The sequence below is a fragment of the Salmonella sp. SA15303 genome (genome assembly GCF_029962125.1).
Classification (GTDB): domain Bacteria; phylum Pseudomonadota; class Gammaproteobacteria; order Enterobacterales; family Enterobacteriaceae; genus Salmonella; species Salmonella enterica.
This window is the reverse complement of sequence record NZ_CP123924.1, coordinates 3,508,000-3,525,735: the sequence shown is the minus strand read 5'-3', so window position 1 is coordinate 3,525,735 and position 17,736 is coordinate 3,508,000. Positions and strand designations below refer to the sequence as shown.

General features: G+C 52.9%; 16 protein-coding genes and 2 pseudogenes. 7 read left to right on the top strand and 11 right to left on the bottom strand.

Going from position 1 to position 17,736, the window contains the following annotated elements:
* Positions 1–8 precede the first annotated feature (8 nt).
* Together ispA and xseB are read right to left on the bottom strand one after the other, a co-directional pair.
* Entirely contained in the window at positions 9–908 is a 900-nt protein-coding gene (gene ispA / locus QEN31_RS17365) for a (2E,6E)-farnesyl diphosphate synthase (RefSeq protein ID WP_000348076.1), read from the bottom strand.
* Complete coding sequence (gene xseB / locus QEN31_RS17360; protein WP_001124944.1) at positions 909–1,151, bottom strand: exodeoxyribonuclease VII small subunit; 243 nt, start codon at positions 1,149–1,151, stop codon at positions 909–911. It abuts the gene before it with no gap.
* Positions 1,152–1,360: 209 nt separating this feature from the next.
* Between xseB and thiI the strand changes: the two genes are divergently transcribed.
* Entirely contained in the window at positions 1,361–2,809 is a 1,449-nt protein-coding gene (gene thiI / locus QEN31_RS17355; RefSeq protein ID WP_000668650.1) for a tRNA uracil 4-sulfurtransferase ThiI, read from the top strand.
* A gap of 43 nt (positions 2,810–2,852) precedes the next feature.
* On the opposite strand, the gene phnV is transcribed toward thiI, so the two are convergent.
* The 5 genes from phnV to phnR form a co-directional block, all read right to left on the bottom strand.
* Entirely contained in the window at positions 2,853–3,650 is a 798-nt protein-coding gene (gene phnV / locus QEN31_RS17350; RefSeq protein WP_000909793.1) for a 2-aminoethylphosphonate ABC transport system, membrane component PhnV, read from the bottom strand.
* Complete coding sequence (gene phnU / locus QEN31_RS17345) at positions 3,644–4,513, bottom strand: 2-aminoethylphosphonate ABC transporter permease subunit (protein WP_000052714.1); 870 nt, start codon at positions 4,511–4,513, stop codon at positions 3,644–3,646. Before phnU ends, phnV begins: the two co-directional genes overlap by 7 nt.
* A 2-nt stretch (positions 4,514–4,515) precedes the next feature.
* On the bottom strand, positions 4,516–5,625 hold the full coding sequence (gene phnT / locus QEN31_RS17340; protein ID WP_000928799.1) for a 2-aminoethylphosphonate ABC transport system ATP-binding subunit PhnT: 1,110 nt from the start codon (positions 5,623–5,625) through the stop codon (positions 4,516–4,518).
* A gap of 5 nt (positions 5,626–5,630) precedes the next feature.
* The gene (gene phnS, locus QEN31_RS17335; RefSeq protein ID WP_000778011.1) at positions 5,631–6,644 is read right to left on the bottom strand and encodes a 2-aminoethylphosphonate ABC transporter substrate-binding protein; all 1,014 of its coding nucleotides are present in this window, start codon (positions 6,642–6,644) and stop codon (positions 5,631–5,633) included.
* A gap of 197 nt (positions 6,645–6,841) precedes the next feature.
* On the bottom strand, positions 6,842–7,561 hold the full coding sequence (gene phnR, locus QEN31_RS17330; RefSeq protein ID WP_000836268.1) for a phosphonate utilization transcriptional regulator PhnR: 720 nt from the start codon (positions 7,559–7,561) through the stop codon (positions 6,842–6,844).
* A 139-nt stretch (positions 7,562–7,700) separates the two neighbouring features.
* Between phnR and phnW the strand changes: the two genes are divergently transcribed.
* The 3 genes and pseudogenes from phnW to QEN31_RS25450 all read left to right on the top strand — a co-directional run.
* The gene (gene phnW / locus QEN31_RS17325; RefSeq protein ID WP_000203968.1) at positions 7,701–8,804 is read left to right on the top strand and encodes a 2-aminoethylphosphonate--pyruvate transaminase; all 1,104 of its coding nucleotides are present in this window, start codon (positions 7,701–7,703) and stop codon (positions 8,802–8,804) included.
* A 9-nt stretch (positions 8,805–8,813) separates the two neighbouring features.
* Positions 8,814–9,623, top strand: coding sequence for a phosphonoacetaldehyde hydrolase (gene phnX, locus QEN31_RS17320; RefSeq protein ID WP_001530701.1), 810 nt, complete (start codon positions 8,814–8,816; stop codon positions 9,621–9,623).
* A 5-nt stretch (positions 9,624–9,628) separates the two neighbouring features.
* Positions 9,629–9,711, top strand: a pseudogene (locus QEN31_RS25450) (hypothetical protein); the annotation flags it as partial.
* 8 nt (positions 9,712–9,719) lie between these two features.
* Here the strand turns inward: QEN31_RS25450 and yajL are convergent.
* Positions 9,720–10,310 (bottom strand): protein deglycase YajL, encoded by a 591-nt coding sequence (gene yajL, locus QEN31_RS17315; protein ID WP_001275807.1) that lies wholly within the window; start codon positions 10,308–10,310, stop codon positions 9,720–9,722.
* Positions 10,273–11,184 carry a 2-dehydropantoate 2-reductase gene (gene panE, locus QEN31_RS17310; protein ID WP_000705816.1) on the bottom strand — a complete coding sequence of 304 codons (912 nt, stop codon included), beginning with the start codon at positions 11,182–11,184 and terminating at the stop codon, positions 10,273–10,275. The genes yajL and panE overlap by 38 nt, the downstream gene beginning before the upstream one ends.
* 125 nt (positions 11,185–11,309) lie before the next feature.
* Here panE and QEN31_RS17305 point away from each other — a divergent pair, with 125 nt between their 5' ends.
* The gene (locus tag QEN31_RS17305; protein WP_001138913.1) at positions 11,310–11,801 is read left to right on the top strand and encodes a YajQ family cyclic di-GMP-binding protein; all 492 of its coding nucleotides are present in this window, start codon (positions 11,310–11,312) and stop codon (positions 11,799–11,801) included.
* Between the two features lie 46 nt (positions 11,802–11,847).
* On the opposite strand, the gene QEN31_RS17300 is transcribed toward QEN31_RS17305, so the two are convergent.
* Complete coding sequence (locus QEN31_RS17300) at positions 11,848–13,212, bottom strand: MFS transporter (RefSeq protein ID WP_001000938.1); 1,365 nt, start codon at positions 13,210–13,212, stop codon at positions 11,848–11,850.
* 524 nt (positions 13,213–13,736) lie between these two features.
* On the opposite strand from QEN31_RS17300, the gene QEN31_RS17295 reads away from it, so the two are divergent.
* Positions 13,737–15,248: a tetratricopeptide repeat protein gene (locus QEN31_RS17295; RefSeq protein ID WP_000693743.1), complete on the top strand. Its 1,512-nt coding sequence runs from the start codon at positions 13,737–13,739 to the stop codon at positions 15,246–15,248.
* A gap of 11 nt (positions 15,249–15,259) precedes the next feature.
* Positions 15,260–16,754: pseudogene (locus tag QEN31_RS17290) on the top strand (tetratricopeptide repeat protein).
* Between the two features lie 81 nt (positions 16,755–16,835).
* Here the strand turns inward: QEN31_RS17290 and cyoE are convergent.
* On the bottom strand, positions 16,836–17,726 hold the full coding sequence (gene cyoE / locus QEN31_RS17285; protein ID WP_000971352.1) for a heme o synthase: 891 nt from the start codon (positions 17,724–17,726) through the stop codon (positions 16,836–16,838).
* Positions 17,727–17,736: the final 10 nt, after the last annotated feature.

Sequence of the window (17,736 nt, the reverse complement as noted above, 5' to 3'; positions counted from 1 at the left end):
TATGGGGTTTATTTATCACGCTGGATTATGTAGTTCGCTAGCGCTTCCAGTGCCGAGGTGTCCAGTGATTGCGCGGCCAGCTGATGTAACGACTGACGGGCGTCCTCTATCAGGTCCCGGGCTTTATTCCGGGCTTGCTCAAGACCCAGAAGTGCAGGGTAGGTACTTTTGCCAAGCTGCTGGTCTGCGCCCTGACGTTTACCTAACGTTGCAGTATCGCCCACCACATCCAGAATGTCATCCTGAACCTGGAAGGCAAGGCCGATACTCTCTGCATAGCGGTCAAGTATCGGCAGAGTATTCCGTCCTTTATCGCCCGCGCTCAATGCGCCAAGTCTAACGGCGGCGCGAATGAGCGCGCCGGTCTTATGGCGATGAATGCGTTCCAGCGCGTCCAGAGTGATCCGCTGGCCTTCTGCCGCCAGATCCAATGCCTGACCGCCGCACATGCCGGCGATGCCGCTGGCGTTCGCCAGTTCGGCGATCATCGCGATACGATCGCGATCGGTGACTTCCGGCATCGGCGCGTCGCTGATAATGGCAAACGCCAGCGTTTGCAACGCGTCTCCCGCCAGGATTGCGTTGGCTTCGCCAAATTTAATATGGCAAGTCGGCAGGCCGCGACGCAAATCGTCATCGTCCATCGCTGGCAGGTCGTCATGGATCAGCGAATAGGCATGAATGCATTCGACCGCCGCAGCTGGCGCATCCAGCGTTGCCGTACTGACGCCAAACATTTGACCGGTGGCGTAAACCAGAAATGGCCGCAGGCGTTTACCGCCTAATAATGCGCCATACTGCATGGCTTCGACCACGGGAGTGTTCTGAAAGGGCAGTGGCGCGATAAAACGGCTCAGCGCCTGATTCGCTTGCGTTACGCAAGCCTGTAGCTGCTGCGTAAAGTCCATTTACTCATTATCCGCGATAAAAGGCTCAGGTGAAGCCTCTTCATTATCAGACAGCAAAATTTGCACGCGCTGTTCCGCCTGCTGCAGTTTTGCCTGCCCCTGACGCGCCAGTTGTACGCCGCGCTCGAATTCATTCAGCGCGTCTTCCAGCGGCAAATCGCCGCTTTCCAGGCGGGTAACAATATGTTCCAGCTCGCTCAGCGCAGTTTCAAAGCTGGCGGGCGCCTCATTTTTCTTCGGCATGATGACTGTTTGACTCTCTGTAATGGCAGCACAAGTCTATGGTAACGGACTCACACTGATAAGCAAATAACGCGCAATGGTAAGGGGAAATGCGCAAGATGTCCGTGATAGTGATATACTTCCGCGCCTGGATGCAGCCGTAGGTATGGGCTGCTGTACTATTTCTCCACGACAAGCCTTAGATAGCTTGCTAAAGAACCATTGCCGCCATGAAGTTTATCATTAAATTGTTCCCGGAAATCACTATCAAAAGCCAATCTGTGCGTTTGCGCTTTATAAAAATTTTAACCGGGAACATCCGTAACGTTTTAAAGCACTACGATGAGACCCTCGCGGTTGTCCGTCACTGGGATAACATTGAAGTTCGCGCCAAAGATGAAAACCAGCGTCTGGCGATTCGCGACGCGCTGACCCGCATTCCGGGGATCCACCATATTCTTGAAGTCGAAGATGTGCCGTTCACCGATATGCACGACATTTTCGAGAAAGCGTTGGCGCAGTATCGCGAGCAGCTTGAAGGCAAAACCTTCTGCGTGCGCGTAAAACGTCGCGGTAAGCATGAGTTTAGCTCCATTGAGGTGGAGCGCTATGTCGGCGGCGGATTAAATCAGCATATTGAATCGGCGCGCGTGAAGCTCACTAACCCGGATGTGACGGTGCATCTGGAAGTGGAAGATGATCGCCTGCTGCTGATCAAAGGGCGTTATGAAGGTATTGGCGGTTTCCCGATTGGCACCCAGGAAGATGTGCTGTCGCTGATCTCCGGCGGTTTTGACTCCGGCGTCTCCAGCTATATGCTGATGCGTCGCGGCTGTCGCGTACACTACTGCTTCTTTAACCTTGGCGGCGCGGCGCATGAAATCGGCGTTCGCCAGGTGGCGCATTACCTGTGGAACCGCTTTGGCAGCTCCCATCGCGTGCGTTTTGTGGCGATTAACTTTGAACCAGTGGTCGGCGAGATTCTGGAGAAAGTCGACGACGGCCAGATGGGCGTGGTGCTCAAACGTATGATGGTACGCGCGGCGTCGAAAGTGGCGGAACGTTACGGCGTACAGGCGCTGGTGACCGGCGAAGCGCTGGGCCAGGTGTCCAGCCAGACGCTAACCAACTTGCGCTTGATCGATAACGTGTCTGACACGCTGATCCTGCGCCCGCTGATCTCTTACGATAAAGAGCACATTATCAACCTGGCGCGCCAGATTGGTACGGAAGATTTTGCCCGTACGATGCCGGAATACTGTGGCGTGATTTCAAAAAGTCCGACGGTGAAAGCCATTAAAGCGAAAATTGAAGCCGAAGAAGAAAACTTCGACTTCAGTATTCTCGATAAGGTGGTAGAAGAAGCGAACAACGTCGATATTCGTGAAATCGCCCAGCAGACCCAGCAGGAGGTGGTGGAAGTAGAAACCGTGAGCGGTTTCGGCCCGAACGACGTGATTCTGGATATCCGTTCTGTCGATGAGCAGGATGACAAGCCGCTGAAAGTGGAAGGCGTCGACGTCGTTTCGCTGCCTTTCTACAAGCTGAGCACTAAATTTGGCGACCTCGATCAGAGCAAAACCTGGCTGCTATGGTGCGAACGCGGCGTAATGAGTCGCCTGCAGGCGCTCTATCTGCGCGAGCAGGGGTTTGCCAATGTGAAGGTGTATCGCCCGTAATTCCTTTGCCGGGTGGCGGCTATGTCCTACCCGGCCTACCGTTTTATTTCTGCCCCAACCGTTTTGCAATGCGCTCCAGCTTCATCATCAGCAGCAGCGTAATGGCCACCAGCACAATGGTCAGCGCCGCGCCGTCGGCAATATTTCCACGGTCGGTCAGGCTAAAGATAGCTACCGGCAGCGTCGTCCAGCCCGGCGGATAAATCATCATCGTCGCGCCCAACTCCCCCATGGAGAGCGATAAACTCAGCGCCAGCGCTGACACCATCCACGGCATCAATAACGGCAACGTCACGTGACGCAGACGATACCAGGGCGATGCCCCCAGACTCGACGCGACGTTTTCAATATCGGCGGAAATTCGCGCCAGTCCGGTCGACACGTTACTGAAGGTAAAGGCGGAAATCAGCACAAAGTGCGCTGTCAGCACAATCCATAGGGTGCCGTTCATTTGCAATGGCCCCTGGCTGAAAGCAACCAGAATGCCCAGGCCCACGGACACTGACGGAATCGCACTCGGCAGATAGAACACCATACTTAACCATTTCTGCGTTTTCACCCCATATTGACGCAGCGCCAGCGCCGCCCAAACGCCGCAAAGCAGCGCAAACAGGCTGGCGCAAAAGCCAATCGTGAGGCTGGCAAGTAGGGCATCCCATGCCGCACCGTGCAGAGCGTTAACAAAGTGGTTCAGCGTGAAGCCACTCGGCAGAATACCGTTCCACTGCTGGCTAAGGCTGGACATCAGAATCACCGCCAGCGGCAGGAAAAAGAACACGATAAACAGTACGCTAGCCACAACGCCCGCCGCTGCGCGTCCTTTAGGTGACCAAATTAGCATGGCTGGCTCCTTACGCCGGTACGCGATGCCGCCAGGCGATAGAGGGAGAACAGCCCCAGCGACAAGACAATGTTAATCAACGCAATCATGCAGGCGACCGTATAGTCGGACTCCAGAATCGCTTTGCTGTAAACCATCATCGGCAGGGTGTTAACCCCTTTCGCGCCAATAAACAGTACGATGCCGAACTCGTTAGTGGTCAACAGTAGGCACAGGCTGCCACCAGCCATCAGCGCCGGTAGCGCCGCCGGGAAAATCACCTGCCCAATCACCCGTAACGGGTGCGCCCCCAGAATACTGGCTGCCTCTAGCTGGCTTTTATCAATTTGCCGCAGCGCGGCCATCAGTGGCCGCATCACCAGCGGAGTGAACACCGTGATCTCCGCCAGAATGACGCCCTGCATCGAGTAGAGAAAATCCACCGGCGGTAGCTCAAAGGCAAACAGGCTCATCAGCGCACCGTTGAGCAGACCCGCTGACCCATAAATAAAGGTGAACGCCAGCGTAATCAGGAAGGTCGGCAGCGCAATAAAAGTATCGACGACCCGACCAATCAACTCGCTGCCGGGGAAAGGAATAAACACCAGAATCAGCGACATCACGCTGCCCAGCAGCAGGCAACCGGCGGTGGCGAAAAAGGCGATTTGCAACGTGTTCAGCAACGCGCCGACAAAGCGTTTCGAGTCGACCACCTGCCGGAAGGTCTCGAGCCCGATCTCGCCATTGGCACCGCGTAGCGCCTGTTCAACGATGAGCGACAGAGGCCAGAAAAACAGCGTCGCCAGCACCAGCAACGGGAGCAGCAGCCACAGCAGTGGGCGTAGGTTAAGCGCCGGTTTTTCCAGAGGTAAAATGAGTGACATGGTTATACCTCAATCAGGACCGCATCATCCGGTTCGAACCACAGCGCCAGCTTGTCGCCCACGCGCGGCAGCGGATTGACATGCGTCAACACCATCCGCACCGTTTCGCCAGCAACGTCACACAGCAGATGGGTTAAATCGCCCTGCCAGTGCACCGATTGCAGTGTGGCGTTGAAGCGGTTGCTGTAGGCCGAACGCGGCGTCAGGCTGAGGTGCTGAGGACGAATGCACAGCAGTTTGTTGTAACCGTGGTGGCTGCCCCGGCTGAACGCGCGAATCACCGCACCGCCGCAGCTGACGTCCACCAGCCCCGGAGCCTCCGTTATCCCCAGCGCGATGGCGGAGAGAATATTGGCGCGACCTAAGAATTCGGCGGCAAAACGATTGGGCGGATGCTGATATAGCGCGCGGGTTTCGCCGTGAGCAATCAGCGAGCCATCCTTCATAATGCCGATTTTATCGGCCAGGGTGAGCGCTTCCGTTTGATCGTGGGTGACGTAGAGAATAGTGAGTTCCGGCAGCTCACGGTGAAGACAGGCGATTTCTTCCACCATATTATGACGAATCTGTGCGTCCAGCGCTGACAGTGGTTCATCCAGCAACAGCACGCGCGGGCGCACGGCAATCGCGCGGGCGATGGCCACGCGTTGCTGCTGGCCGCCGGAAAGTTGATGCGGATAACGGGCGGCGTAATCACTCATGCCAACCGTTTTCAGCGCCTGCGTTACACGCTCATTAATTAGCGCCTTTGGCTGCTTCTGCGCACGCAGGCCAAAAGCGACGTTGTCTTCCACTTTCAGATGCGGGAACAAGGCGTAGTTCTGCACCACCATCGCCAACCCGCGTTTATAGGGTGGCAGATGGGTGACGTCCGTATCGCCAATCAGAATACGACCGCCTGCAGGTTGCACAAAGCCCGCAACCGCACGCAGCACCGTCGTTTTTCCAGATCCTGATGGGCCAATCAGCGCCAGCACTTCGCCAGGTTCAATCGTCAAAGAGAGCGGTTTAAGCACCACGTTGCCGTGATACGCAACGCGCAGCGAGTCGAGGACTATGCCCGATGTCCCCTGCGATGCAGGGACGTGAACGGCAGTCGTTTTCATCAGCATCAGGCTTACTCGCTTTCGGTCACTTTGTGCCAACGGCTAATATCTGCCGACAGCGAAACGGCTACGTCATCCCAATTTGGCTGCCAGCTCTGCACGCCTTCTAACGCGGCAGTGGCGGTCTTGTAATGTTCGTCGCTCGGCGTCACGTCGCTGCGTACCGGCATTCCCCAGGAGAGTTCGCTGACGCGAGTCTGCGCTTCTTTACTCAGCAGGAAGTTAATCAGCTTTTTACCATTTTCACTCTGCGGCGCCCCCTGGACCAGGCCAATGACATAAGGGATGGCCAGCGCGCTGCGCTCGCCTTTGTCGTTGGCCGGCCAGAAGATTTTCACGTTCGGGTTACGTTCCATCTGCGCGAGGTTCATTTGCAGGTCGCCGTTAGCGACGTAGATTTCACCTTTATTAACCAGCGCGGTTAGCTTGCCGGTAGAGGCAGATGGCCCGACGTTATTGGCCTGCAGCTTGCCGAGATACGCAAAACCGGCATCTTTACTGCCGAAGCTGTGGAAAGCCTGCAGCATCACCGCCGTGCCGTCAGCGGCCTGACCTGGCGTGGAATACTGGAGTTTATTTTTGAAGTTACCGTCAAGCAGATCCTGCCAGCTCGCCGGGGCAGTTTTCAGCAGCTTGCTGTTGTAGATAAAGCTCAGATAGTTCTTTACCAGCGGCGAATAAAGGTTGTTGGCATCGGGGATAGCCGATGCGGCGTCGGTGTTAAAGTTCGCCAGCAGCTTTTCGGCGGCGGCGCGCTGAATGAATGGCGGCGCGGTTACCAGCACGTCGGCCTGCGGATTCGTACGCTCTTTTGCCAGACGTTCCACTACCACGCCACCACCGCCTTCAACATAGCGTACGGTAATGCCGGTCGCTTTGGTGAACGCGTCAAACTGCACCTGGTACCAGCTGTTATCGCCATCGTGCAGCCCGTCGATGGAGTACACCGTGACCACCGATTCCGCCCATGACGGGGCGCTGGCGAGAGCGAAGACAGACAGCAGAGCAAGTCGGGAAAGTTTCATCGTAATAGCCTCATAGCGTACGTTGCATTTTCTGGCCTATACCAGGTTTGCTTTTTACGCTAAACGGCTTATATGACAAAACGATGAAAGAGAAATAAATCAGTCCACGCCGGAGGATGCTGCGCTTATCCGGATAGCCGTGAGACGATACGATTGACAGGCCGGATAAGGCCCGCAGCCAACATCCGGCGCACCCGCTAGTGGGTATCTACCTCAATGCGCAGGCTGTCGTGACGCCAGTATTCGATATCCAGATCCAGCACTCGCCCGTGTTGATCGTAGTTCAGACGGCGCAGCAACAGCGCCGGGCGCCCTTCCATAACGCCCAGCGCCTGTGCGGCCTGCGCAGGCATGGCGGTGGGGTAGAACGACAGATGCATGCTGGTATAGACGAGGTTGTAGTGCGACTCGTATACCTCGGTCAGGCTGCCGTTGAGATCGTACTGCAGCAGCTCAGGCACGCGGGCGGGCAAACAATGGTTTTCGCAGTAGCACACGGCGCGGCCATCGGCGTAACGCAGACGGGTCAGCAGATAGATTTGATCAAACGGCTGGAGCTGGAGGGGCTCCATGACCTCGACAGGCACGGTGGTTAACACGCCGCTCAGTAGCGCGGTTTTTGGCTCCCGCCCCTGCTCGCGGCAAAGCTTATGGAAGTTGGTGTTCTGGGTCGGATCCAGCCACAGGCGTTCCGGCGTAACGAACCAACCGCGACGATCGGCGCGCCAGATAAGCCCACTGGACTCCAGCTGTGCCAGACTTTCGCGAATAGTAATGCGCGTGGTGTTGAAGATCGCGCACAGTTCGCGTTCAGACGGCAGTTTATCACCGCTTTTCAACGCACCGCTCTGAATACGTGCCTGAAGCTGTGCCTTGATCAACAGGTACTGCGGGATATCGCCCGGGATAGATTTCATGCTTACTCGCTTCCGTTTTGCCTGCCGCCATTATACAAGCAGAGATGAATTTTTTGTTGCAGCGCGATTTTCTCTTTGACCCGTCGCGGCAAAGATCGTCATGATAAATGCAATCTGGTATAGACCAAAGGTAAATAACATGACTTCGCGTAACTATCTGTTGCTGACTCCTGGCCCGCTCACCACCTCTCGTACCGTGAAAGAAGCGATGTTGTTCGATAGCTGTACCTGGGATGATGATTACAATATCGGCGTGGTGGAACAGATCCGCCAGCAGCTGACCGAACTGGCAACGGCCTCCGAAGGCTACACCTCCGTACTACTGCAAGGCAGCGGTAGCTATGCTGTGGAAGCCGTACTGGGCAGCGCATTGGGGCCGCAGGATAAGGTGCTGATCGTCAGCAACGGTGCATACGGCGCACGAATGGTCGAGATGGCCGGCCTTATGGGTATCGCCCATCACGCTTACGACTGCGGCGAAGTTGCGCGCCCGGACGTGCAGGCGATCGACGCGATCCTCAACGCCGACCCGACGATCAGCCATATCGCCATGGTGCATAGCGAAACGACCACCGGGATGCTCAACCCCATTGATGAGGTGGGCGCTCTGGCGCATCGCTATGGCAAAACCTACATCGTTGACGCCATGAGCAGCTTCGGCGGCATCCCCATGGATATTGCAGCATTACACATCGACTATCTGATCAGCTCCGCCAATAAATGCATTCAGGGCGTGCCGGGTTTTGCCTTTGTGATTGCCCGCGAGCAAAAACTGGCCGCGTGCAAAGGGCATTCCCGCTCGCTGTCGTTAGATCTCTACGCCCAGTGGCGTTGCATGGAGGATAACCACGGCAAATGGCGTTTTACTTCGCCCACACATACCGTCCTGGCGTTTGCACAGGCGCTGAAAGAGCTGGCGAAAGAAGGTGGCGTGGCGGCACGTCATCAACGCTATCAGCAAAATCAGCGCAGCCTGGTGGCCGGAATGCGGGCGCTGGGCTTTAACACGCTGCTGGATGACGAACTTCACTCGCCCATTATCACCGCCTTTTATTCACCGGAAGACCCGCAGTATCGCTTTAGCGAATTTTATCGCCGCCTCAAAGAGCAGGGCTTTGTTATCTATCCAGGCAAAGTGTCGCAAAGCGACTGCTTCCGCATCGGCAACATTGGCGAAGTATATGCCGCCGATATCACGGCCCTGCTGACCGCCATTCGTACCGCCATGTACTGGATGAAATAAGGAACCATGATGAACCGTATTCACGCTGTTATTCTCGACTGGGCGGGCACCACCGTCGATTTTGGCTCCTTCGCGCCGACGCAAATTTTCGTCGAGGCGTTCCGTCAGGCATTTGATGTGGAGATCACCCTCGCCGAAGCACGCGTGCCAATGGGGCTGGGTAAATGGCAACACATTGAAGCGCTGGGAAAATTACCTGCTGTTGACGCGCGCTGGCAGGCAAAGTTTGGCCGCTCCATGAGCGCAGCAGATATTGATGCCATCTACGCCGCTTTCATGCCGTTACAGATTGCTAAAGTTGTCGATTTTTCTTCTCCTATTGCCGGAGTTATCGACACGATCGCGGCGCTACGAGCCGAGGGCATCAAGATAGGCTCCTGCTCCGGTTACCCACGAGCGGTGATGGAGCGCCTGGTTCCCGCCGCCGCCGAGCATGGCTATCGTCCGGATCATTGGGTAGCAACGGACGACCTGGCCGCGGGTGGTCGCCCGGGGCCGTGGATGGCGCTGCAAAACGTGATTGCGCTGGGCATTGATGCGGTCGCGCACTGCGTGAAGGTAGATGATGCCGCGCCGGGCATTAGCGAGGGGCTTAACGCGGGGATGTGGACGGTGGGGCTGGCGGTATCGGGTAACGAATTCGGCGCAACATGGGACGCCTATCAGACAATGTCGAAAGAGGACGTTGCGGTCCGCCGCGAGCACGCGGCCAGCAAGCTGTACGCCGCCGGGGCGCATTACGTGGTGGATTCACTGGCGGATTTACCTGGGGTGATTGCGCATATTAATGCGCGTCTGGCGCAGGGCGAACGCCCGTAAAATAACTGCCGGATGGCGCTGCCGCTTATCCGGCCTACAGACTGTACCGTTTTGTAGGCCGGATAAGGTGTTTACGCCGCCATCCGGCAATCATTCTTATTCGTAGTAGTTATAAATCCCCGCCGCCATCACCAGTTGCGAAGCCACTTCATGCGCTTTTTCACGACCAGCCAACAGGTCGATGATTTTCAAGCCAAAATCGATAGCGGTACCAGGTCCCTGGCTGGTTAATAATTTTACCCGCGCATCCCACACCACACGCTTATCCTGCCACTGTTCGGCGGGGATCTTATCTTTCAGCGCCGGAAAACCGGTCATATTGCCGATAGGGAAGATATCGTGCGGCACGAGCACTGTAGCGGCTGCGGCGCAAATGGCTGCGACAATGCGCCCGGAGCGGTGAAACTGTTTTACGGTTTCGACCAGCAGCGGGCTGTCGCGAAAGCACTCGGCGCCTTTAATTCCGCCGGGCAACACGATGATGTCATAATCGCCGTCGGCAACTTCAACCAGCGGCGCATCCGCCAGTAGCTTTACACCGCGCGAGCAGACAATCGTCAGGTTGCCATCGCTGGCGACGCTTGCAGTAGTGACGTGGATTCCGCCGCGAACCAGCAGATCGATAGTGGTGACCGCTTCGGTCTCTTCACTACCAGGGGCGAGGCATACCAGTGCCTGAGCGCTCATACTCACTCTCCTTTCGCTTTACCATTTCAAACAGGCGGCTATTTTCCGGAACGGCGAGACCGTGCACGCGGGCGCGCTTGAGTAAATAACCGGTAATGTAGTCAATTTCGGTATGGCGCATGGCACGCACGTCCTGCAACATGGATGAGATGTTTTCTGCCGTACTGTCAATCACTTGCTCAACATAATAGCGTAAATCGTCTGCCGATGTGTGGTAGCCTTCACGTTCAATCACGGCGGCGACCTCTTCGCAAATCGCGTTGATTTCATCAGTATGATGGCGCAGCTCGCCGTTCGGGCAGTTCCAAAGCGCGGTGAGCGGGTTGATAACACAGTTGACCGCCAGTTTGCGCCACATCTCTGCGCGGATATTGTTATGCCAGGCGACATCGGGCAGTACCCCCTGCAGGATATCGGCGAGATAACTGTAATCGCCGTCTTGCTCGCGCGCCGGGCCAATATGCGTAGTACCGTTAGCGACATGAATAATGATATTACCGTCGCGGCGCGCAGCATGGGTGATAGTCCCCATCAACATCGGCTGTTGGATATTTTGCAGTTCTTCTATGGTTCCCATTCCATTATGAATGAGCAGGATAGGCGACGTCACCGGTAGGGTTGACGCCAGGGTTCGTACTGCGTCGGAAACCTGCCACGCTTTCAGCGTGACTAATAACAGTTCGCTCTTCGCCAAAAAATCCGGATCGTTTGCCGTCAGTGATTCGTTGAAAAAGGAACCATCGGTATCGATCAGATTTACGCTGCAATAAGGTTGTGGCACCCGTAGCCAGCCCTGTACGTCATGTCCATGTTTGCACAGTGCCGAAAGCCAAAGTTGTCCTAAGGCTCCGCATCCCAGTACAGTAATTTTCATTGTTCCTCCTCACCTGCAACAGCGCCAGGTGTTATGGCGCTAATTATAGCGTCATCAGCTAAGCTTCTCGTTAAGCCTCGTTGCAGGTATTATGCAACGCAACGAAAATGAAGGGAGAAGAAAAGATGCCATCTTTCGATATTGTTTCTGAAGTTGATCTGCAGGAAGCGCGTAACGGCGTGGATAACGCGGTTCGCGAGGTTGAGTCTCGTTTTGACTTTCGTGGCGTAGAGGCGACTATTGAACTGAACGATGCCAATAAAACCATCAAGGTGCTGAGCGAGTCCGATTTCCAGGTCAATCAGTTGCTCGATATTCTGCGCGCCAAGCTGCTTAAACGCGGTATTGAAGGCGCTTCGCTGGATGTACCGGACGAGTTCGTGCATAGCGGTAAAACCTGGTATGTGGAAGCGAAGCTGAAGCAGGGCATTGAAAGCGCCGTGCAGAAGAAAATCGTCAAGCTGATTAAAGACAGCAAACTGAAGGTGCAGGCGCAAATTCAGGGGGAAGAGATTCGCGTGACGGGCAAATCACGTGACGATCTGCAATCGGTAATGGCGCTGGTTCGCGGCGGCGATTTGGGCCAGCCGTTCCAGTTCAAAAACTTCCGCGATTAAGTTGTTATGCCGGATAGAGCCTCGCCGCCATCCGGCAATGCAGCATTCATCCTTTGCTGATAAGCTGTTCAACTTCAAAGCGATTGGTCACTTTGCTGTCGATTTTGACGTAAGCGGAATGCTCTTCCGCCACGATCAGCGCTTCGCTTACGCCTTTCATTGCCAACAGTCGCTGTTTTAGCCTGTCGTCAGCAACAATATCCGCTGGAATTTCCACGCGCAGGCTGCTGACATAGGGCGGCTCTTTCATGGTACTTGCCACTGCCAGCCATACCATCGCCAGTACGGCCCCGGCAAGGAAAACGGTTTGCCCATCAAACGTGCCGTCTATCCAGCCGCCCAGCGAGCCGCCAAGCGCCACGCCAAGAAACTGACTGGTAGAATAGACGCCCATCGCCGTTCCTTTATACCCCGCGGGCGACTCTTTGCTAATAAGCGAAGGCAGCAGCGCCTCCATCAGATTAAAGGCGAGGAAAAAGAGTTGTACGCCAATCACCAGCTCCCAGAAATGTTGGCCCGCTCCCCACAACACGATTTCTGCGACGACAATGAGCCCCACGCAGAACAGGAATACCTGCTTCATCCGCCGTTTGACTTCAGCATAGATAATAAAAGGCACGACGGCGGCAAAGGCGATCACCATGGTTGCCAGATACACCTTCCAGTGTTCGGCGGCAGGGAAACCGGCATCGGCAAGCTGGCCGGGCAGGGCGACAAAGGTGGACATCAATAAAATATGCAGACACATAATGCCGAAATTGAGCTTGAGCAGCCTCGGCTCCGCCAGCACTTTACTGAAGCTGCCTTTGACCATCCCGGATTCGCGATTCAGCACATGGTTAGTACTGTTGGGAACCACCCAGATCGTCAGAAGAATGCCCAGAGTGGCGAGGGCGGCGATCATCCAGAACAACGCGTTCAATCCCAGACTATGGGTAACGATCGGCCCTAATACCATCGCAATCGCGAAGGTGATACCAAAGCTGACGCCGATAAACGCCATCGCTTTGGTACGGTTTTGCTCGCGGGTGAGGTCAGACAGGAGCGCCATGACGGCGGCGGCAATAGCGCCGGACCCCTGTAGCGCTCGCCCCAGAATAATGCCCCAGATAGAGTGGGAGAGCGCGGCAATGACGCTGCCCGCGACAAATACCGCCAGTCCGCCGACAATCAGCGGTTTACGGCCAATGCGGTCGGACAGCAGCCCAAAGGGAATTTGAAAGATAGCCTGCGCCAGCCCGTAAATACCGATCGCAATGCCGATTAATGCTTCGCTGGCGCCCTGTAGCGCCATACCGTATGTGGTCAGTACTGGTAGAACCATAAACATGCCCAGCATACGCAACGAAAAGACGGTCCCTAAACCCCATGTGGCGCGCAGCTCCCCTGGCGTCATTTTATAATCGTTCATTGCCACCTCTGTATAAAAGCTGGGAGTAGTGTAGTGCGGGGAGTGTGCCGGGTAAATAGAGGGTTAATTAGCAAATATTATGTTTTTGAAACAGTTGAGCTAAAAAAGAGATAAATTGTTAACACGATAGGGGCGATCGGGAGAGTCAGCATAGCCTTGTGCTCATTCATATTCCGATCTCCTTGAGCTGTAGTGGCTATCTGAGCCGTATCAGTATAGTGTAGCGGTTAGCCACGGCCTTCAGGCTGTGTACGCTGTTGCTCCATGTAGCAATAGCAGACTCGTCAAGTCAGACTGTCAGCGAACCGCGCTGCTGGCCGGTGGGTGACTTTAAACTTTTGCTTTGCCATAGGAACCCGATTCTGAAACGATGGCAATGATCAGAACCGTCCATCTCCTGAAAATTTGATTTATTCAACAACGCCGAGACTGATAGCAAACTTTCTGCGTGATGGCGCGCGTTTATCAGGCAGAAGGTTCGTCATCAGTCTTATTTATTATATTATTCAAGGAGTGAATTCGTTGTGAAAATTAAATTCTTATCATTATGTATTTTAGCGGGTGTTTTATTTGTTAGCCAGGTGAATGCTTCAGCGAACAACGGTAAAGATGATGTAAAATATGCTGCGCTTACCCAGAAGGATCTTGATGCTTTGCCTGTGGAAAAAAGAGCTTCGGTTCTGGATGAACTGGGGTTTATCCATGAATACGGTATTGGTGTACCGATGAATCGCGAACGGGCGTTGCAGTATTACAAGCAGGCCTGTGAACTTGGCGGTAACTATGGTTGCTATAATGTGAAGTATGCTTATCAGTATGGCGACGGAGTGGCGAAAGATAGCGCTCAGGCCAATAAGTATGCTAAGAAAATGAATCTGGATAATTTATTGATTGAGCAAGAATATATTGATAAGTTTTCGCAAGAAATTTACATGGCAAAAGCATTGGCCGATACGGATAAATCGCAGCGGGCGGCATTTATTAGTATACTAATTCATGCTCTAAATAATAGACCCGAGAGCGATGCGCTTTTTTTTAGCCGTATTGGATTTAACCAGGAAAAAACATTTCGGCTGGCTACGTTATGGTCGCAGGATGGCGACCCGCAAATGGATTATCAGATGGGGCGACTCACCCTTAATGACTTTTCCGGTCGCTATGCGGACGAGCCTTATCAAGCCAGACCTGCGTCATTGAAGTGGTTTCGCGCCGCCGCGGAAAAAGGCGTCGTTGAGGCCCAATCTCTCTTGGGGAGTATTTATTCGGGGGGAGAGGGCGATGAGTGGGGGATTAAGCCAGACATTCAGGAAGCACAAAAATGGTATGGACAGGCGGCTAAGCAGGGGGACAGCGATGCACAGATTGCGTTAGGTAAAATCTATTATTCTGGCGCAACAGGGCGCACTGATTACGCTAAAGCGCTGGCATTATTTACGCAGGTTGAAAATGATGGTACTAATTCGCGCTCAACGATGCCGTTGAGTTGGATGTATTATAACGGTTTAGGTACTGCACCTGATTGTGATAAAGCCTGGTCGTATTACAAGAAAGCATCTCGATATGTAGGTAAGATGGTTGAGGAAAAAATATTTTTAAGTAAGTGCGCAGCGGATATTCAGAGTCGAAAAAACAACGCGGATGCTTTACCTAAAGTAACGCTAAAAAAAGAGAGTGTTTTCTCTCGCGGGATAACGGCTAAACCGAAAGAATGCGCACTAATTTTTCAGATTGGCACAGATAAAATCCGTAACATGGCGAATTTGCATATTACGCTTGAGCTGAAAAATGATGATGGAATGGCAACTGAGGAAACGTTGATGATTCCGCCATTCGGTTTGAATACTCTGGGGATAGATATGCAAAATCATGATGTTGATCCTCTCATTACCACATACGATCTCCCGCTGTATACGCAAGATTTTTGTCACGGGATCGGCGATATCCATTTTACGCTGAAATCCGCTACGGCAACGATTAACGGTAAGAATGTCGATTTACTGAAAGCTGATAGTGTGCGCTTTTTAGATAAAGAATAAGGGAATGAAAAATGATAAAACGGAAATGGAGTATTTTGTTTCTGCTTGGGCTTTCTTTCGCATCGGTATGTCAGGCAGGTGATGATATTGACGCGTTGTATAGCCGTATTGCGCAGAAAGATATTCAGGCGCTAAATGAGCTAAAAGCGTTAGCCAAAGATAATAATGCTCAAGCGCTGGCGGAGTTGGGGTTTATTTATGAGTACGGTGTTTCAGTATCTGTGGATATTCCGCAAGCAATAAAGTACTACGAGCAGGCTTGTGATTTGGACGGTGATTATGGTTGCTTTAATGCAGCTTATTTCTATGAATATGGCATCGGTACCCAAAAGGACATTACGCAAGCGAAAACATTAGCAAAACAGCTTAGAGAAAAAATTAATCTATCCAATATCAATCTCGATAAAAAGGTGAGTGAACGTATAATTGGGAGTGTTTATAGTAATAAACTTGAGGCATATAGAGACCTTTCATTTCGTCCTCATTTTATTCAAGGCTTAAGTTTCTATTTTTATGCCCCGCAATCAGATGAGCGAAAACTGCTGAGTCGAATAGGTTTTGACTCATCACATCTTGCGCGGATAGCGATACTCTGGGCGAGAGAGGGTGATCCTGAGGTCGCGTATCAGACGGCAAAACTGGTCTCTACTTTGTATTTTAATAATGAAACGAAAACGATAGATATTGCTGAAGCGCTGAAATGGCTCCGAATTTCGGCCGAGAAGGGGGATGCCGACTCACAGACGCTGTTAGGTTTTCTTTATGAACACGCTGGATTGGGATTACAACCAGATGGAGAGAAAGCCAGGAAATGGTATGAAATGGCGGCGCAGCAAGGTAATGGAGAAGCATTGTATACATTAGGTCGTATGTACTATTCTGGCGTAATGGTTAACGTTGATTACGATAAAGCGCTGTATTTTTTTAAAAAAGCTTATGAGAAAGAATTACAGGCGGCCGCTGATTATTTAGCACAGATGTATTTTAATGGCCCAGAGTGTAGATGTCGATTGCCAACAATCCTGGCACTATTACGATAACAGCTATATAAAAAAGATGACACAACGCGATTATCTTGATTATTGTGAAAAAGATCGAAAGCGCCGTAATGATTTTAGTCAGCAACTTCCTGAGCTGACATTAGAAAAATATGCGGGATTATTTGGCAGGATTGATAATATTCCTCTGTGTCAGATTGGATTTGTTGTCAATACGAATAAGTTAATTCATGTTGCGAACTTACGTGTGGAATTGATATTAAAAAATGATGCTGGAGTTAGTGACGAAAGAATGGTCGCTTTTCCTCCTTTGGGTCTCAATACTCTGGGTGCTGAACAGGGTATGGGGGATTCTTTTAAGTCGATGGGATATCTCTTGATGAAAAACGGTGACTTGTGTGATTACCATAAACTTACTTTCACCGTGAAGTCAGCGACGGCAACAATCAATGGTAAAAAAGTTGATTTACTGAAAACGGATAATTTACATATTATTCAGAATCGATAACTCGTGGGGCGTTACTGCCTGATGAAATGGATAAAAAAACCGCCGTTTGTGACACGGCGGTTTTTTCAATAGCAACGCTTGTTACCAGACGTAAGTCAGCAGATTCTGCGAATTCGGCACCATAAAATCAACGGACATCATGATACTCAGCGCAGTAATCGCAATGATAGAGAAGCCGAACAGCTTACGCGCCCAGACCTTATCATCTTCCACTTTGTAACCGCGTAGCGCCATGCCGAGCCACCAAACGCTGACCGCCGCGGCGACCACCAGGTATTTGTAACCGGCATAACCGCCCAACGTTAGCATTAGCGTTGCAACGGCAAACGCAATGATGTACAGCGTTATGTGGTTTTTAGCGACTGAGATTCCTTTTACCACCGGCAGAACCGGGATATTGGCCGCCTGATAGTCCTTAAAGCGGAAAATGGCGATGGCGTAAGAGTGCGGCATCTGCCAGAGGCTGAAAATAGCCAACAGGATCGCCGCGCCGCTATCAAAGTCGCCCGTTACGGCGCAGTAGCCAATCACCGGCGGCGCTGCGCCGGAGAGAGAACCAATCAGCGTTCCGTAGACGGAGTGACGCTTCATGTACAAGCTGTACACGCCAACGTAGACCACGAAGCCCATCACCCCCAGCCAGCAGGCCAGAGGATTAGCGCCAAACCACAGCAGCATAAAGCCAGCAATACCCAGCAGGGTGGCGTATACCAGCGAGACGCCAGGAGAAATCAGGCCTTTGACCAGCACCCGATTCTTGGTCCTTTCCATCTTCCTGTCGATATCCCTGTCGATGTAGTTGTTAAATACACAACCCGACGCCACAACCAGTGACACCCCGACCAGCGTATAGATGAACAGGGGATAGTCAATGCTGCCCTTTGAGGCCAGCAGAAATCCCCCGATCACCGAGATCAGGTTGCCAAAGATGATGCCTGGTTTCGTTACTTGCAGGTATTGCTTAAACATCATACTCGCCGCT